The organism is Hymenobacter sp. UYAg731 (assembly GCF_054061335.1).
Genome location: NZ_JBSSEC010000002.1, coordinates 556,934 through 574,009, shown reverse-complemented (window position 1 = coordinate 574,009; position 17,076 = coordinate 556,934). Strand labels below are relative to the sequence as shown.

14 protein-coding genes are annotated in these 17,076 nt (G+C 60.5%); 11 read left to right on the top strand and 3 right to left on the bottom strand.

The features are described from left to right. Window positions 1-54 precede the first annotated feature (54 nt). On the top strand, window positions 55-3,174 hold the full coding sequence (gene infB / locus ACVWYF_RS06830; RefSeq protein WP_457065959.1) for a translation initiation factor IF-2: 3,120 nt from the start codon (window positions 55-57) through the stop codon (window positions 3,172-3,174). 197 nt (window positions 3,175-3,371) lie between these two features. Here the strand turns inward: infB and ACVWYF_RS06825 are convergent, their stop codons facing one another. Together ACVWYF_RS06825 and mscL are read right to left on the bottom strand one after the other, a co-directional pair. Then, a complete protein-coding gene (locus tag ACVWYF_RS06825) occupies window positions 3,372-3,821 on the bottom strand; it encodes a hypothetical protein (protein ID WP_457065957.1) in 450 nt (149 codons plus the stop codon). A 239-nt stretch (window positions 3,822-4,060) separates the two neighbouring features. After that, window positions 4,061-4,435 (bottom strand): large conductance mechanosensitive channel protein MscL, encoded by a 375-nt coding sequence (gene mscL, locus ACVWYF_RS06820; protein ID WP_457065955.1) that lies wholly within the window; start codon window positions 4,433-4,435, stop codon window positions 4,061-4,063. A gap of 239 nt (window positions 4,436-4,674) precedes the next feature. Here mscL and ACVWYF_RS06815 point away from each other — a divergent pair, with 239 nt between their 5' ends. From ACVWYF_RS06815 to ACVWYF_RS06785, 7 genes are all read left to right on the top strand, one after another. Beyond that, on the top strand, window positions 4,675-5,466 hold the full coding sequence (locus tag ACVWYF_RS06815; protein WP_457065953.1) for an enoyl-CoA hydratase/isomerase family protein: 792 nt from the start codon (window positions 4,675-4,677) through the stop codon (window positions 5,464-5,466). Between the two features lie 95 nt (window positions 5,467-5,561). Beyond that, window positions 5,562-7,073 (top strand): lipopolysaccharide biosynthesis protein, encoded by a 1,512-nt coding sequence (locus tag ACVWYF_RS06810; protein WP_457065951.1) that lies wholly within the window; start codon window positions 5,562-5,564, stop codon window positions 7,071-7,073. Between the two features lie 57 nt (window positions 7,074-7,130). Then, window positions 7,131-7,568 carry a dUTP diphosphatase gene (gene dut, locus ACVWYF_RS06805; RefSeq protein ID WP_457065949.1) on the top strand — a complete coding sequence of 146 codons (438 nt, stop codon included), beginning with the start codon at window positions 7,131-7,133 and terminating at the stop codon, window positions 7,566-7,568. 147 nt (window positions 7,569-7,715) lie between these two features. Then, window positions 7,716-8,726 (top strand): sugar phosphate nucleotidyltransferase, encoded by a 1,011-nt coding sequence (locus ACVWYF_RS06800; protein ID WP_457065947.1) that lies wholly within the window; start codon window positions 7,716-7,718, stop codon window positions 8,724-8,726. Between the two features lie 113 nt (window positions 8,727-8,839). Then, a complete protein-coding gene (locus ACVWYF_RS06795; protein WP_457065945.1) occupies window positions 8,840-10,660 on the top strand; it encodes a tetratricopeptide repeat protein in 1,821 nt (606 codons plus the stop codon). After that, window positions 10,653-11,441, top strand: a complete 789-nt coding sequence (locus ACVWYF_RS06790; protein ID WP_457065943.1) for a DUF4292 domain-containing protein — start codon at window positions 10,653-10,655, stop codon at window positions 11,439-11,441. Before ACVWYF_RS06795 ends, ACVWYF_RS06790 begins: the two co-directional genes overlap by 8 nt. A gap of 169 nt (window positions 11,442-11,610) precedes the next feature. Next, window positions 11,611-13,140: a murein hydrolase activator EnvC family protein gene (locus tag ACVWYF_RS06785; protein WP_457065941.1), complete on the top strand. Its 1,530-nt coding sequence runs from the start codon at window positions 11,611-11,613 to the stop codon at window positions 13,138-13,140. A gap of 282 nt (window positions 13,141-13,422) precedes the next feature. On the opposite strand, the gene ACVWYF_RS06780 is transcribed toward ACVWYF_RS06785, so the two are convergent. Continuing rightward, entirely contained in the window at window positions 13,423-14,367 is a 945-nt protein-coding gene (locus tag ACVWYF_RS06780) for a LytTR family transcriptional regulator DNA-binding domain-containing protein (protein ID WP_457065939.1), read from the bottom strand. A gap of 269 nt (window positions 14,368-14,636) precedes the next feature. Between ACVWYF_RS06780 and ACVWYF_RS06775 the strand changes: the two genes are divergently transcribed. The 3 genes from ACVWYF_RS06775 to gatA are packed head-to-tail and all read left to right on the top strand — an operon-like array spanning window position 14,637 to window position 17,037. Further along, on the top strand, window positions 14,637-15,041 hold the full coding sequence (locus ACVWYF_RS06775) for a Sec-independent protein translocase subunit TatA/TatB (protein WP_457065937.1): 405 nt from the start codon (window positions 14,637-14,639) through the stop codon (window positions 15,039-15,041). A gap of 48 nt (window positions 15,042-15,089) precedes the next feature. Continuing rightward, the gene (locus ACVWYF_RS06770) at window positions 15,090-15,572 is read left to right on the top strand and encodes a Sec-independent protein translocase subunit TatA/TatB (protein WP_457065935.1); all 483 of its coding nucleotides are present in this window, start codon (window positions 15,090-15,092) and stop codon (window positions 15,570-15,572) included. A gap of 34 nt (window positions 15,573-15,606) precedes the next feature. Beyond that, window positions 15,607-17,037: an Asp-tRNA(Asn)/Glu-tRNA(Gln) amidotransferase subunit GatA gene (gene gatA, locus ACVWYF_RS06765; protein WP_457065933.1), complete on the top strand. Its 1,431-nt coding sequence runs from the start codon at window positions 15,607-15,609 to the stop codon at window positions 17,035-17,037. Window positions 17,038-17,076: the final 39 nt, after the last annotated feature.

Below are 17,076 nucleotides of genomic sequence, written 5' to 3'. Positions count from 1 at the left end.
ATTTAATGTAATACCTTTGCAATTAGAAGCGTATCGTTACGCGAGAAAAGATAGATGGCGGAAGCAACCCCGAAACGGCTACAACAGGCGGCCAAAGACCTGAATATTGGAATGGACAGGGTGGTAGAAGCCCTGGCCAAAAAAGGTATACAAGTAGAGAACAAGCCGACCACGAAGCTCACCGGTGAGCAAGTGGCCTCGCTGGAGAAGGAATTCGCCGCCTCTGCCCACGACCGCCAGGAAGCCCAGAAAGTCATTCAGGCCAAGCGCCAGAGCGACCTCGACGCGGCTCCAAAACCTGCTGCCCACGCCCCGCGTCCCGCGCCGGTGGCTGCGCCCGCACCGGCTCCAAAGCCGGCCGCGCCGGTTGCGCCCGTCGTTGCTGTTGCGCCCGTGGCGGCGGCTCCGGCTGCGGTTGCTCCTGCCGCGCCGGCGGCACCCGTTGCCACTACTCCGGCTCCCACGCCCGCCCCCGAAACACCAAGTGTGCCCGGCCTGAAAGTGTTGGGCAAAATTGAGCTGGATAGCAAAGGCCGCGTGGTTCCGCCCCGTGCCGCTGCCCCGGCTCCCGTGCCGGTAGCAGCCACGCCGGCTCCCACGCTCGCTCCGGCTCCGGCCGCGCCGAAAGTGGAAGCCCCGGTTGCTGCCGCCCCCGCTCCTAAAGTAGAAGCTCTCGCTGCTCCGGTTGCTGCTCCGGCCCCCGTGGCCCAGCCCGTAGCCAAAGCTGAAACGGTGGCTCCAACTCCCGCTGCTCCGGCCCCGGTGGCTGCTGCCCCGGCCGCGCCTGCTGCTCCGGTAGCCCCGGCTCCGGCTCCTGCCGCTGCTGCACCAGTAGCCGCAGTTGCTCCGGCTGAGCCGGCTGCTGCGCCCGAGGACACCAGCACTATCGTTGCTAAGTCGGACACGCTGAAGGGCCTGACCGTACTTGGTAAGATTGACTTGTCATCCATCAACAACGACCGGCGTGGGCCGGGTGGCCGTGGCCCCCGCCCCATCGCTTCGTCGGATGTGAGCAAGCGCGGGCTGCCCGCCGGCCCCGGCCAGAAGAAGCGTACGCGCCTGCCCGGCCCGGCCGGCAGCACGACTTCGCCCCCCAGCCCCGGTTACCAAGGCAACCGCCCCGCTGGTGGTGGCACCGGTGGCGGCTACCAAGGCAACCGCCCTAACGGTGGCCCCGGCCAAGGCAACCGCCCCGGCGGTCCCGGCCAGCGCCCCGGCCAGAACACGGCTCCCAAGCCCAACGCTCCCGCACTCACTCCCGAACAGGCTGAAAAGCAGATTCAGGAGCAGATTAAGGCCACATTGGCCAAACTCGGTGGCAACAAGGGCGGCAACAATCAGAACCGCGCCAAGTACCGCCGCGATAAGCGGAGCATGCTGGCAGAGGACCGCGAGGCCCTGCGTGCGCAGAATGAGCTCGACGCCAAAATCCTCAAGCTCACTGAATTCATCTCGGCCCACGACCTGGCCTCGCTGATGGACGTGAATGTGAACGAGGTGATTAAGGTGTGTTTGGGCATGGGCATGTTCGTATCCATCAATCAGCGCCTTGATGCCGAAGCTATTACCGTGATTGCCGATGAGTTCGGCTTCGACGTGGAATTCCTTTCGGCTGAAGAAGAGGAGATTGACGTGGATGCGGGCGACAGCGAAGAAGACCTGCGTCCCCGCGCCCCCATCGTGACCATCATGGGCCACGTCGACCATGGCAAAACGTCGCTGCTTGACTACATCCGCGATGCGAGTGTGGCCAAAGGCGAGGCCGGCGGCATCACGCAGCACATCGGTGCCTACGAGGTGCGGACCAAATCAGGCCAGGCCATTACCTTCCTTGATACGCCTGGTCACGAAGCCTTTACGGCCATGCGTGCCCGTGGTGCCAAGGTGACGGACATTGCCATTATTGTGGTAGCCGCCGACGACTCGGTGATGCCGCAGACGAAGGAAGCCATCAACCACGCGCAAGCCGCTGGGGTACCGATTATCATCGCCCTCAACAAGATTGACAAGCAGTCGGCCAACCCCGAGAAAATCCGCGAGGAGCTTTCCCAGATTAACATTCTGGTGGAAGAGTGGGGCGGCAAGTACCAGAGCCAAGAGGTTTCGGCCAAATCGGGCATTGGTATTGAAGAATTGCTGGAAAAGGTGCTGCTGGAAGCCGAACTGCTCGACCTGAAAGCTAACCCCGACCGTGGGGCCATCGGTACCGTGATTGAAGCCTCGCTCGATAAAGGCCGGGGCTACGTTACCACCGTGCTGGTGCAAACCGGCACGCTGAATGTGGGTGACATCATCCTCGCCGGCCCGCACTTTGGCCGCGTGAAGGCTATGACCGACCACCGCGGCAAGAAAATGAAGACCGCACCGCCTGCTACGCCGGTGCAGGTGCTCGGCCTCACCGGAGCCCCGCAGGCCGGTGACCGCATCCAGGTAATGGAGACGGAGCGCGAAGCCCGCGAAATTGCTACTCAGCGCCTGCAGTTGGCTCGGGAGCAAACCATCCGGACCAAGAAGCACATCACGCTGGACGAAATTGGTCGCCGCCTAGCTATCGGTTCGTTTAAGGAACTCAACATCCTGGTGAAGGGCGATGTGGATGGCTCGGTGGAAGCACTTTCCGACTCGCTGCTGAAGTTGAGCACGCCGGAAGTGAAAGTGAACATCCTTTCGAAAGGGGTGGGCGCTATCTCCGAAAGCGACGTGCTGCTGGCTTCGGCTTCCGATGCCATCATCATCGGCTTCCAGGTGCGGCCCTCGCAGAGTGCGCGCAAGCTGGCGGAAAACGAGCAGATTGACATCCGCCTGTACTCCATCATTTACAACGCCATCAACGAGGTGAAGGATGCCATGGAAGGCATGCTGGCCCCGACGGTGCAGGAAGTGGTGACGGCCAACGCCGAAGTACGGATGGTGTTCAACATCACCAAAGTAGGCACCATTGCTGGCTGTATGATGACGGAAGGCACCCTGACCCGCAAAACCAAGGTGCGCGTGGTTCGCAACGGTATCGTGATGTATACCGGCGACATTCAGGACCTCAAGCGTTTCAAAGACGACGTAAGCGAGGTACGCCAGGGCTACGAATGTGGTATCTCCATCAAGGGCTTCAACGAGCTGATTGAAGGCGACAACATCGAAGGCTTCGAGGAAAAGGAAATCAAGCGGACGCTGTAAGGCAAACGCAACCTGCGAAGGTGAAAAAGCCCCGGCTGCACAATGCAGCCGGGGCTTTGTTTTGAAGTCAGTTTCTAGCTTCGTCGCACCTAGCTCAATTGAAGGAAATGATGCCAGCGAATTAAAAAGTAGCGTAAAGAAATGAAAAAGCCCCAATTGCAGCTGCAACCGGGGCCTTTAGTTTTAATAACCGATTTCTAGAAAAACAGGAATCTGTGCTGGCCTTTGTGTTTGTGTACCAGCGGCTTGCCGGCTGGATTGGAACTGCCAACGGTGTGGGCCGTGCCACGCTTGCTCACGTAGCCGGGCTTGCCGGGCTGGGTCTTGAACTTGCGAACCATGAAGCCGTTGCCACTGCGGTTGGAATCGAACTGGCGCTCGGGGCCGCGAGCACCGAAGCTGGTGTTGCCGGTGCGAGCTTCGAGGAGTTCCATTTGCTGGTCGCGCTTCACTTCGTCGGGCGTCATGGCGGCGCGGCGCTGGTTACGGGCCAGCTCCTGGGCATTGTTGGCCGTGGTGACGCGGGCACCTTCTTCGCTGGTGGTTTTGCCGGGCATGGGGAAAGCGGGCCCGGTCTGGGCGTGGGCCACCGAGGCAGCTCTGAAACTCAAGCCGCCAAGAAGTGCGGCAACGAACAATGCTTTCATAGGGTGCAATGGGGGTGAGGGGAGCTGGATAGCGGCCTAACGATTGAGAGAAGTGGGTGGTTCAATGCGGACATCTAAAAGGATGGCCTGCGGTGTTAAGCTGCCCCTAAGTTCGCAACTTATTTTGAATCGAGCAATTAACCGGCTTGAATAAAACGACTGGTTGAAGCAAAAAAACAAAAACCGTGGTCTGCCACTCGGCAAACCACGGTTTTTTCTGGGTGAACGGAATGGGTGGCTCAGGCGCGGCCGGCGCGCAGCGAGTCGCGGATTTCCATAAGCAGTTGCTGGTCGGCGGTGGGCGGTGCGGGTACGGCCGTTACTTCCACGGGCTTCTTTTTAATGCTATTGGCCCCTTTCACGATGAAGAAGATGATAACTGCCAGGATGAGGAAGCCCACTACCGCGTTGAGGAACAAGCCAATTTTGACGGGGCCGAGGTGAATAGCCGAAAAATCGGGCTGGCCGCCAATCAGGCCCACAATCGGCATGATGACATCGTCGGTGAGCGAGGATACGATTTTACCGAATGCGCCACCGATGATAACGCCGACTGCCAAGTCGAGCACGTTGCCTTTGGAGATAAACTCTTTGAATTCGGAAATAAATCCCATAGTAGTAAGGGGTTAGGGGTGAAAAGGGGTGAGGTTTGATGCTAAACTAAGTATTTAAATTCAAATACTTGCTTCTGTTTACGGTTGCAAAGGTGGGTTATTCCGGAAAGGATTGGGACCGGTTTTGGAAGGAATGGATGCGTCAGGCGTTGAGCCGGGCAATTGACCCGACCGGCACGGGGCGGCTCATGTTCTATCTTTGGCGCTGCCAACCGCATTTCGGGGCTTCCTCTCAGCTTATGCCTGCTTCTTTCGAAAACCTGCTCTACGACCTGGACGCCGCCAGCGGCATCCTTACCATCACCATCAACCGGCCCACCAAGCTCAATGCGCTGAACGCGGCCACGATAGCCGACATCGACGCGGCCGTGCAGCAGGCGCTGGCGGAGCCGCAGGTGCGTGGCATTATCCTAACGGGCAGCGGCGAGAAGGCCTTTGTGGCCGGCGCTGATATTGCCGAGTTGGCGGCGCTCACGCCCGACCGGGCCGGCCGGGCCTCGTTGGCCGGGCAGGAGGCATTTGCCCGCATCGAGGCCAGCCCTAAGCCCGTGGTAGCGGCCGTGAACGGCTTTGCCCTGGGCGGCGGCTGCGAGCTGGCCATGGCCTGCCACATGCGCGTAGCTTCGGACAATGCCCGTTTTGGCCAGCCGGAGGTGAACCTGGGCCTGCCCCCCGGCTACGGCGGCACCCAGCGCCTGCCGCAGCTCATCGGCAAGGGCAAGGCCATTGAGCTGCTGCTGACGGCCGATATGGTGAAGGCCGACGAGGCCCTGCGCCTGGGCCTGGTGAACCACGTAGTGCCGCTGGCTGAGCTAATGCCTTTCTGCACCCAATTGCTGACCAAGATTCTGGGCAAGGCCCCGCTGGCCGTGGGCCTGGTGCTGGATTGCGTGAACGCGCACTACGCCAAGGACGCCGACGGCTACGAAGCCGAAGCCCAGGCCTTTGAGCGGGCCTTCGAAAGCGAGGATTTCAAGGAAGGCACCACGGCCTTTGTGGAGAAGCGGCCGGCAGTTTTCACGGGGAAATAAGCCCTTCTATTAATGAGGAATGAAGAATGAGGAATTACCCAAGCGGTGGTTCAGCATTTTTCATTCCTCATTCTTTGTTCTTCATTAGATAAAGAATGAGTGTAGCTAAAAAATTAGCCTCGCAGACGGCTGTGTATGGCGTGAGCAGCATCGTGGGCCGGGTGCTCACGTATTTGCTCACAGGGCTATATACGGGGGCTTTTGCGGCGGCGGAGTTCGGCATTGTTACGGGACTGTACGCCTACGTATCGTTTCTGAACGTGGTGTTCACCTACGGCATGGAAACCACGTACTTCCGCTTTGCCAACCGCCCCGGTACCGACCGTCAGGACCTGTATGACCGGGTTCTGAGCCTGCTGCTGCTGAGCACGGTAGCCCTGACGCTACTTCTGATGCTGCTGGCCCGTCCGCTGCTGGACTTGCTCGCAATTCCGCCCGGGCACGAGCAATATGCGGTGTGGGTAGCCCTGATTCTGGGGCTGGATGCGCTGACGGCCATTCCGTTTGCGCGGCTGCGGCTGGAGAATAAGGCGCGCAAGTTTGCCGGCATCAAGCTGGCGGGCATTATTGTTAACGTAGCGTTGAACCTGTTCTTTATTGTGTTCTGCCCGGCCGTAATGAGCGGAAAGTTGCTGCCGGGTTTGCAGTTGCTGGTGGCGCGGGTATATGACCCCACATTAGGCGTAGGGTATATTTTCCTCTCAAACTTAGTTGCCAGCGGCTTTACGTTGCTGCTACTGGGCCGCGAGCTGCTGGACTTTCGCTTTCGGCTGAATCCGAACTTCCTGAAACCGCTGCTAGCCTACGCCTTCCCCCTGATGCTGATGGGGCTGGCCGGCATGGTGAATGAGACGCTGGACCGTATCTTGTTGCCTAAGTGGTTGCCCTTCAATTTCTATCCCGGCCAGAGTAGCCTCACGGCGGTGGGCATCTATGGCGCTTGCTACAAGCTGAGCATCTTAATGTCGCTGGTGATTCAGGCATTCCGCTACGCGGCTGAGCCGTTCTTCTTTGCGCAAAGCACGGAGAAAAACTCACCGGCCACGTTTGCCATGATTCTGAAGTGGTTTACGTTGTGCTGCGCCGTGATTTTTGTGGGCATCAGCCTGAACGTGGAAGACATTGCCCCCCTGTTTCTGCGGCGGCCCGAGTACCTGCAGGGGCTGGTGGTGGTGCCCATTCTGCTGCTGGCCAACCTGTTTCTGGGGGTGTACTACAACCTGTCGGTGTGGTTCAAGCTCACCGATAAAACCTACTACGGCACCTACATCGGGGCCGGTGGCGCGGTGCTCACTATTGCCCTCAACTTCGTGCTGATACCGATAATGGGCTACTTGGGCAGCGCCATTGCCACGCTGTCCTGCTATTTTATGATGGCGATTTTGTGCTGGCGGCTGGGCGAGCGGCATTTCCCGGTGCCGTATCCGGCGCTTCGGTTGGGGCTGTGGCTGGTGTTTGCGGCGGGGCTGGTGGCGCTGGGCTGGTGGGTGCAGCCAGGAGGCTGGTGGCTGCGCCACGCCTGGCACGCGGGCCTCACGGTGGCTTTCCTGCTGGCGCTCTACGGCGTGGAGCGGCCCCGCTCGGCCGTGAGTGTCACCAAGGCATGACGCGGTTGGGATAGTATAGGCCCGGCGCTATCTTTGCCCACTCCCTTACTGCCCTCCATGCACATCCCCGTTATTAACCACTCGGGTCACCCCCTGCCCGAATACCAGACGCCCCACGCCGCCGGCCTCGACCTGCGCGCTCACCTGCCGGAAGGCCCCGTTACGCTCGGGCCGCTGGAGCGCCAGCTTATTCCTACCGGCCTGAGCCTGGAAATCCCGGTGGGCTACGAAGCGCAGGTGCGGCCCCGGAGTGGCTTGGCCGTGAAACACGGCATCGGCATCGTGAACAGTCCGGGAACGATTGATGCCGACTACCGGGGCGAAATCCGGGTGCTGCTCGTGAATTTATCCAACGAGCCTTTCGTGGTGAATGATGGCGAACGCATTGCCCAGCTGATAGTTGCCAAACACGAAACCATAACCTGGCAGCCCGTCGAAGTCCTGAGCGTAACCCAACGCGGCGCGGGCGGGTATGGGAGTACGGGCCGGGCGTAACCACTAGTCTTCAAACCGTCATGCAGAGCACAGCGAAGCATCTTTACCGCGCAGGTAATCAGAATTACTATCGCAGTAAAGATGCTTCGCTGTGCTCTGCATGACGGCCTTCTTCTAATACAAGTCAATAACAACCTTACCACCAATATGAAAATCATCGTCCCGATGGCCGGCATGGGCAAGCGCATGCGCCCCCACACCCTCACCGTTCCCAAGCCGCTCATCCCCATCGCGGGCAAGCCCATTGTGCAGCGCCTCGTGGAGGACATTGCCAAGGTATGCGGCGAGCCGGTGGACGAGGTGGCCTTCATCATCGGCCGTTTCGGAGCTGAAGTGGAAAAAAGCCTGGTAAAAATTGCCGAGTCGGTGGGGGCCAAGGGCACCATCGTGTACCAGGACGAGCCGCTGGGGACGGCCCACGCCATTCTGTGTGCCAAAGACTCGCTGACCGGCCCGCTGGTAGTAGCTTTTGCTGATACGTTGTTCAAAGCTGATTTTACGCTTGATTCCAGCGTGCCTGGCACTATCTGGGTGCAGCAGGTGGCCGACCCCAAGCCCTTTGGCGTGGTGAAACTGGATGCCCAAGGCCGCATCACCGATTTCGTGGAGAAGCCCCAGACGTTTGTGTCGGACCTGGCCATCATCGGCATCTATTACTTCCAGGACGGCGAGTACCTGCGCAGTGAGCTGCAGTACCTGCTCGACAACGACATCAAGGACAAAGGCGAATACCAGCTCACCAATGCCCTCGAAAACATGAAGAACAAGGGTACCGTTTTCGTGCCCGGCCGCGTAACGGAGTGGCTCGACTGTGGCAACAAGGACGCCACGGTGTTCACCAACCAGCGCTACCTGGAGTACCTGAAGGAGCGCGGCGAGTCGCTGGTGGCCGAGTCGGCCAAAATCACCAACTCGGTGCTGATTGAGCCAGTGTATATCGGCGAGGGCGCTATTGTGACCGATTCGGTGGTGGGACCGCACGTTTCGCTGGGGGCGCAATCCAACGTGCGCGACTCGCGCCTGTCGAACTCAATTGTGCAGCAGTCGGCCTCGGTGCTGAACGCGGTTATCACCAATTCGATGATTGGCAACTTCGCCACCGTGACCGGCACGCCCGATGACCTGAGCCTCGGCGATTATAACCAGCTGCGGGTGTGACATTTTAAGTCCGAAATGCGTTAGCACGACGCGGCCTTCTTGCGGGGGCCGCGTCGTTGGCTTTTATTCCCCGTAATTTCGTGGGCCGGGCCTCAGGTCCGGTTTTCTTGTATATGCGTCAAGTTGTTCTGAGTCTGCTGTTTTGGGTGGGGCTGACGGCCCCGGGGTACGCGCAGGCCCCGGCAGGGTCCTCTGAGCTGCCGGCTAAGCTGAGCCGCAAGGAGCAGCGCGTGCTGGAAAAAGAGCAGCGCGAGCTGGAGAAGCGGGTGGCCGAGCTGCGGGCCAAGCGTGCCACCTCGCCCGCCCTGTCGGAGCGGGAAAAGGAACAGAGCGAAGCGCTGTTTGTGGACGGCGTGAAGTACGTACTGCTGGAAGACTACCCCAAGGGCCTCGAAAACCTGCTGAAAGCTCACTCTCTGAGCCCTGACAACGCGGCCATCAACTACAAGATTGCCGAAGCTAACCTGCTGAGCGGCAACTTGCGCGATGCCACCAACTACGCCGAAGCCGCCACCCGCCTCGACCCTAAAAATGCCTATTACTACCTGCTGCTGGCCCAGGTGCAGGCCAGCCAGAAACAGTACGAGGCGGCCACCAAAACATACGCTACGCTCATCAAGCAGGTGCCCAACTCGGGTAGCTACCTCTTCAATCTGGCCGACCTGTACCTGGCTCAGAACCACCTGCCCGAAGCCCTGACCACGCTGGACCAGGCCGAAAAGGAGTTTGGCCAGGTGGATGAGATTTCCTTCAAGAAGCAGCAGATTTACCTCAAGCAAAACAAGCTGGACCTGGCCTTGTCTGAGGGCGAAAAGCTCATTAAGGCTAACCCAACCGAGCCGCGCTACGTGCTGGCTCAGGCCGAGATGTACGCTAGCAACAACCGCCTGCCCGATGCTGTGCGCGTGACCCAGCAGGCCCTGCGTCTCGACCCCGACAACCCCCAGGCCCACCTGATACTGTCGGAAGTGTACCGCCAGCAGAAGCAGGACGATGAGGCCGACCAGCAGCTGCGCGCGGCCTTCGCCAGCCCGGCGTTGGATATTGATGCCCGGGTCCGCATTCTGGTGGGCTACATCAAGCAGCTGCCCAGCCCCAAGGAGCCGATGAACCAGCTGGTGCGCGACCTGGCAGCGGCCACCGTCAAAAGCTACCCCAAGGATGCCAAGGCCTACGCCATCTCTGGCGATGTGCAGACCCTGACCGACCACAAGAAAGACGCCCGCAATACCTACCTGCAGGCCCTGCGCTACGACAATTCCAAGTTCCAGGTGTGGCAGCAGGTGGTGCTCATTGATGCCGAGCTGAACCAGACCGACTCGCTGCTCGTGCATTCGGGCCGGGCGCTGGAGTTGTTTCCGAACCAGTCGTCGCTGTGGTTTTACAACGGCGTGGCGTACATTTTGAAAAAGCAGCCCCAGAAGGGCGTGAAAGCCCTGGAGCATGGCCGCCGGCTGGTGGTGAACAACGCGCCACTGCTGGGTCAGTTCGATGCCCAGCTTGGCGATGCCTACCACGAGCTGCATGAGTACGAAAAATCGGACGCGGCCTATGAATCAGCATTGGTGAGTGACCCGGATAATGTGCAGGTGCTGAATAACTACAGTTACTTCCTATCGTTGCGGGGCGAGAAGCTGGACAAGGCCAAGCAGATGTCGGGTAAAGTCGTGAAGCAATTCCCGGACAACGACACCTACCTGGATACGTATGCCTGGGTGCTCTACAAGCAAAAGGATTATGCCGGGGCAAAAAATGCCTTGGAAAAAGCGCTGCAAACCAGCAAAGACGGCTCCATCATCGAGCACTACGGCGACGTATTATTCCAGCTCGGCGAGAAGGATAAAGCCGTGGCAGAATGGCAGCGGGCGCACAAAATCGGAGGAACTTCCGACCTGCTGGAGCGAAAATTGAAAGACCATAAACTGTATGAATAAAGTCACGCTACTGCTGGCCCTGGGGCTGCTGGGCAGCTGCGCCCGCAAGGCCGTACCCACTACCACTTCGGCAGCTGGACCGGGCACCTCCACCGCCGTGATGGAGCCCGCGCTGCCCTCGGTGAAAGCTACTAATACCGCCTTCACCTTCCTCAATGCCAAGGGGAAAGCACAGATTAACATGAAGGGCAATAAGCAGGGAGCCAACCTGTCGTTGCGCATGCGCCGCGACAGCATTATTTGGGTATCGGCGGGTTTGGCGGGGATTGAGGGCGTGCGCGCCGTGCTTACCCGCGACTCGGTGCGGGTGATGAACCGGCTGGACAAAACCTACTTCTCGGGTGGCTACGACTACTTGAGCAAGCTGCTGAATGTACCCGTGAGCTTTGCCCAGATGCAGGCCCTGCTACTCGGCGACTACCTGCCCGCCCCCACCGGCACAAAGCCCACCGTGGCTATTGAAGAGGCCGGCCGCCAGCGCGTGAGCTACCCCCTGGCCGATGTGCTAGTGGAACGCCTGCTGCAAGCCGGCACCGGCCGCGTGCAGCAGCTGAAGATGAGCGACGAAGCCACCAAGCGCAACCTCACCGTCGACTACACCGATTTCCAGCCGCTGGATGAGCCGGCGGGCCTGCCTTTCGCGCATTCCACGTTCATTCAGGCGCAGCAGCCGGCGGCGGGCGTGGTCACGGCGGCCATCAACTACAACAAGGTGAATACCGGCAGGGAGCGGCTGACGTTTCCGTTTGCCGTGCCCAAGGGCTTTCGGCGCATCAAGTAGCCCGCCCGCCAGCGTGGTTAGCGGAAACTGATTCGGGGCAACAATTAACAACCACTCACCCGATTACCTTTGCCCCGCCATAGTAGTGGCGGGTTTTGAATGGCGCACGTTGAATAAGCAGGTAGGACAGGCTGAGAAAGCACTCGTTTTGGAGGTAAATGCTGGCGCGATGGCTATTCGGAGCCGGTGGTGGCTGTTCGCGCTGCTGAGCCTGCTGCTGGCCGGGCCGGTGGGCGCGCAGCACCGCAAGCCCGGGCCGTCCGCCAAGCCGACGCGACAGCCGGCCAAGTCGGCTCGTAGTGCCAGGCAGCCCGCCCGTACCCGCGCTAAGGCAGCCGCCAGCACCCGGCCGGCCCGCGCCAAAAGCAAGGAGCAGCTGGAACGTGAGCGCCAGACCAATCTGCGCCAGATTCAGCAGACCAGCCAGGCGCTGAATCAGACCCAAGAGAAGAAAAAGGTAAGCCTGGGTCAGCTGCACGTCATCACCGAAAAGCTGACGGAGAAAAAGCAGGTTATCCAGGGGATTTCGACGCAGCTGCACGGCATCGAAACCAACGTGCATCAGACGGCGAAACAGGTTATTCAGACCCAGCAGACCCTGGCTCAGCTGAAGGCCGAATACTCGCGCTTGCTTTACACCGCCTCAAAAACGGCCAATGGCTTCAACCGGCTGATGTTTTTGTTTGCCTCGGAGTCGTTCAACCAGTTTGCGCTGCGGCTGCGCTACATCCGGCAGTACACCGAGGAGCGGCAGCGCCAGGCGGCCCGCATCATGGGTACGCAGTACCGGCTGCACCAGCAGCTTTCGGGCCTCACCAAGCAGCAACAGCGCAAAAGCAGCTTGCTCAACAGCCAGCTGAGCGAGAACAAAAGCCTGCTCACCCTCAAATCGAAAGAAGACGACATGGTGCAGCAGCTCAGCCAGCAGGAGCAGGGCCTGCGCCAGGAGTTGGAAGAGCGCCGCCAGGCCGTCAACCGCCTCGATAACCTCATTGCCGAGCGCGTGCGTGAGGAAATAGCCCGTGCCGCCCGCGCGGCCCGCATGGCCGCCCGCCGCGAAGCCGCCGTGGCCGCCGCCCGCGATGCCCGCCGGGCTGCCGCCGCCCGCAACAGCACCAGCCCCGCCCGGACCCGCCGCGACCCCGAAACGCCCACTGCTGAAACCAGCGCCGACGCCAGCAACGACACCGCCAACCCGGAAATGGACGCGCCCGAAACGGCGGCCGAAGCTGCCGCCGACCGCCGTGCCGTTCGCATTGCCCTCACGCCCGAAACGGCGCAGCTGTCATCGTCTTTCTCCGGCAATCGGGGCCGGCTGCCCTGGCCCGTAAGCCGGGGCTTCATCAGCCAGCACTTTGGGCGGCACCCCCACCCGGTGCTGAAAAACGTGACCGTGGAAAACCGGGGCGTGGACATCCAGACCGGGGCCGGTGAGGCGGTGCGGGCCTGCTTCGATGGCAAGGTCCAGACCGTGACCAACATCGCGGGCATGAACACCATCGTCATGATTCAGCACGGCGACTTCTTCACGGTGTATGCCAAGCTGCGCTCCGTGAGCGTGAGCGTGGGCCAGCGGGTGAGTGCGCGGGATGTTATCGGCACCGTGGCGACGGACGCTGAGGGCACGTCCGAAGTCCAGTTCCAGGTGTGGCACAACTCGTCCAACCTGAATCCGGAAACCTGGCTGGGCCACCGCTAGCAGCCGGGGCTAATTCGGGCCATTGTAGCCGGAAGCAACCGCTTTTCTGAACCAAATCGACCTAAAATAAAAAAAACACCGCGCAAAGCACGGTGCCTTTCTGAGCTATGAAAACAAACTTAGCTGTCGGCCGCAGGGACTACTAGCCTGCTGCAACCGATAACCGTATCAAAGATGCGAGGGGAGGCAGCCTGTTTAATGGACAATTCGGTGAAGGGAGGCATTGGCGCGGCGAACGCCTGCTTTGCCGGGGTTTGAAGCTGGCAATGCCTTTTTTCGAATCTAAACCAAGGTGAGCCGATTGAGCAGCCCGGCCTTGTAGGAGCTGCCGATGGGCACCCGCGTGGGCGTCCGGCTAGGCCCGGTAGCCGAACTGCCGTCGAGCGATGCCGCATCGGCCTCGATGGCCACGATGCGGTCGAGCCGCACAATGTATTTACGGTGAATGCGGGCGAAGTCGCGGCCGGGCAGCTTGGCCTCAAAGTCCTTCATGGTGCCATACACCGTGAGCCGCTCGCGGGTGGTGTGCAGGTTCACGTAGTCGCCGAGGGCCTCCACGTACAGTAAGTCGGCGGTAGCCACGCGCACCAGGCGCTGGTCCTGCTTCACGAAGATTTCGGCGCGGCCGTTGGTAAACAGCGAATCGCCGGTGCTGTTGGCCATGCGCAGCACCCCTTCCAGCTTCTGGCGTTCGTCTTCGAGCTGGGCGCGCACGCGGCGCAGCTCCAGGTGGGCCATTACCTGGCGGGCCAGCACGCGCAGGGCCTCGCGCTGGTCGGAGGTGAGCTGCCGGGGCACGGTATCGAGGGCGCACAGCGTGCCCAGGGGCTGGCCATCGGGCGAGAGCAGCGGCGCGCCGGCGTAGAACCGGATGTTGGGACTGCCCGTTACCAGCGGATTTTCGGCAAACCGGGGGTCGAGGGTCGCATCGGTCACTTCGTACACGTCGGGGGCCCGCATGGCGTACTGGCAAAAGGCGTACTCGCGGGGCGTTTCCCGAAGCTCGAGGCCCACGCGGGCTTTAAACCACTGCCGCTCGCCATCAATCAAAGAAACCAGCGACATGGGCGTGCCGCATATAAAGGCCGACAGCTGCGCCAAATCATTGAATACCTGCTCCGGGTCGGTATCGAGGATATTATAGCTATAGAGCGTTTCCAGACGTTCGGGCTCGTTTACCTGCCGCAAAGGAAGGGCGGCAGGGTTCGGGGTCTTGGATGGTTTCACAGCGGGGCGGGTTGGGGAAGGGCGGCCTAACTCATTCGGAATGAGAAAGACCGGATAATGGAATAACAAAGCTAATTGGTAGGAACAAGTAAGTTGCGGCGATGTCGTCCAACCCCAATGCCAGCCCGTTCAACCCCGACAAATCGTCCGTCGAAGGCGCGCTTCATCATCTAAACAGCTCTATCCGGTATCTTTGATACTCCAAAAGGCGCTCGGTTGCGTATATCCTCTTTTATCACCCTTCACTGGGCCCAAGTGCCCCCCTCTCCATGCTTCATTCCCTGTTTTTGATTGGTAGCTTCGGGACGACCGAAATGCTGCTTATTCTATTTGTAGTCATTCTGTTGTTCGGAGCCAAGCGTATTCCAGAGCTATTCAAAGGCATGGGCCAGGGCGTGCGCGAGTTCAAAGACGCCAGCACCAAGCCCGAAGACCAGCAGCCGCAGTACCGCGACCAACCGGCCCCGCCCTACCAGCAGCAATATCCCCAGCAAGGATACCCCCAGCAGGCTCCTCCCGCCCAGGGATATCCGCAGCAGGGCAATCCTCAGCAAGGGTACCCCCAACAGCAGCCGCAGCACAACCAGTATGCGCAGCAGCCGGGCCAGCCGGGCTACCAGCAGCCCGCTCCGCCGGCCTACAACCCCAACGACCCCAACCAGCAGCTTGGATAAGCAGCTGCTCAGTTTTATTTATCCAGACTTAACGCGTAGTTAGAAATCATGCAAACTCCACTCATTCTATTTCTGGGCGATATCGGCGGCTCGGAGCTGATGCTGATAATGGTTGTTATCCTCATTTTCTTTGGGGCTAATAAAATTCCGGAGTTGGCCCGGGGCTTGGGCAAAGGCATCCGCGAGTTCAAGGATGCCAGCACCGAAATCCGCCGCGAGTTTGAGCAGGCCGGCCAGCCCGGTCAGCCCAACTACCAGCAGCAGCCCAACCCCAATTACGCCCCTCAGAACCAGTACCCCACGCCGCTGCCCCAGGCTCCGATGGCCGAGTCCGGCTCTGGCTTCGACCCGTGGGCTACGCCCGCCGCGGCGGCCGTGACCACGGTTCACCCCGTTACCACTGCCCATGCTGAGCCCACCAGCTACCCCACGGCCGACGCGCCCTACGTAGCCCCCGCGCTGCCCCCCAACTTGGCCCCCGAAGGTACCCAGCCCCGACTGCCCTACATTCCCGCCAACCCCGACGCTTAATTCCTGAATCGGTCACCTAAAATCTGCAAATAGTTTGAAGCGTTTTCAGTCTTTATCCGAAGTTCGTAGCGAGCTGACGGCGGGCACCATGTCCTGCCGCCAGCTCGTTGAGTATTACCTGGGCAACATCGAGCGCCAGAACCCCACCCTCAACGCCTTCCTGGAAGTGTGGCCCGATGAGGCCCGCACCCAAGCCGACGCCGTGGATGCCCGGCTGGCCGCTGGTACCGCCGGGCCACTGGCCGGCATGGTGCTTGGCATCAAGGACGTGCTGGCCTACGCCGGGCACTCGCTGCAAAGCAGCAGCCTGATGCTGGACGGCTTCAAGTCGCTCTATACCAGTACGGCCGTGCAGCGGTTGCTCGATGCCGATGCCATTATCATCGGCCGCCAGAACTGCGACGAGTTTGCCATGGGAGGCTCGAATGAAACCTCGTACTTCGGCCCGGCCCGCAATGCCGTGGACCCCAGCCGGGTGCCCGGCGGTTCGTCGGGCGGCTCGGCGGTGGCCGTGCAGGCCGATATGTGCCTAGCCTCGATTGGCTCCGATACGGGCGGCTCGGTGCGCCAGCCGGCGGCGTTTTGCGGCGTGGTGGGCTTCAAGCCGACTTATTCGCGCATCTCGCGCTACGGATTGGTGGCTTTCGCCTCGTCGTTCGACCAGATTGGCCCCATCACTCGCTCCGTGGCTGATGCCGCGCTCCTGACCGAAGTAATGGCAGGCCAGGATGGCATGGACAGTACCGCCAGCCAGCGCGAAGTGCCGGCTTACAGCCAGCAGCTCACGCCCGCCGCCCACTACCGCATCGGCTACATTGCCGATGCCGTGAACAGCGAAGGCCTGAATCGTGAAATCAAGGCAGCCATGGAAACCCAGCTCGACCTGCTGCGCGGTCAGGGCCACGTAGTAGAGGCGGTGGATTTCCCTTACCTCGATTTCATGATTCCGACCTACTACATCCTCACCACCGCCGAAGCCAGCTCCAACCTGGGCCGATTCGATGGCGTGAAGTACGGCTACCGCGCCCCCGATGCCACGGACCTGGAATCGCTCTATAAAAAGAGCCGCGCTCAGGGTTTTGGGGCCGAAGTGCAGCGTCGCATCCTGCTCGGCACCTTCGTGCTCAGCGCCAACTACTACGACGCTTATTATACCAAGGCTCAGCGGGTTCGGCGTTTGATTAAGGATAAAACTGACGAGCTTCTGCGCCAGTACGACTTCTTAGTGCTGCCCACCACGCCCACCACGGCCTTCAAAATCGGCGAGAAGCTGGACCCGGTTTCCATGTATCTGGCCGATATTTTCACGGTGCAGGCTTCTTTGGCCGGGGTGCCCGCCATTTCGGTGCCGGTAGGGGAGGATGCGGCTGGCCTGCCCATTGGCCTACAGGTGATGGCCGGCGCTTTCCGTGAGGCCGAGCTGCTGGCTTTTGCCAGCGCCCTGACGGAAGAAGTGCTGGCTTAACGCCTGTGATTTAGACGTTGGCGGTCATATTGCTGGTTC